Below are 247 nucleotides of genomic sequence, written 5' to 3' on the forward strand. Positions count from 1 at the left end.
CTATTAGCGACCAGCGATACGCATGGGTTTATCGAACCAACCAACTACGTTGATTCAGGCCTCGACAAGCCCTTCGGTATCGAAAAGGCGTGCACGACCATCAAAAAATATCAGAAGGCTCATCCCGACGAAAAAACAATTCTATTAGACAACGGCGATTTCCTTGAAGGATCGCCGATGGCATACTATGTCGCCAAACGGGCCGATAAGCAGGATCAGGATTCATTCTTTACTGCTTATAATGAAG

At 46.2% G+C, this 247-nt stretch carries 1 pseudogene; it reads left to right on the plus strand.

The annotated features are described in order from the left end of the window. Positions 1 to 247, plus strand: a pseudogene (locus CBI42_RS11995) (bifunctional metallophosphatase/5'-nucleotidase); the annotation flags it as partial.

Origin of the sequence: Streptococcus sp. KR, from assembly GCF_002238115.1 — a bacterium.
Lineage (GTDB): Bacteria > Bacillota > Bacilli > Lactobacillales > Streptococcaceae > Streptococcus.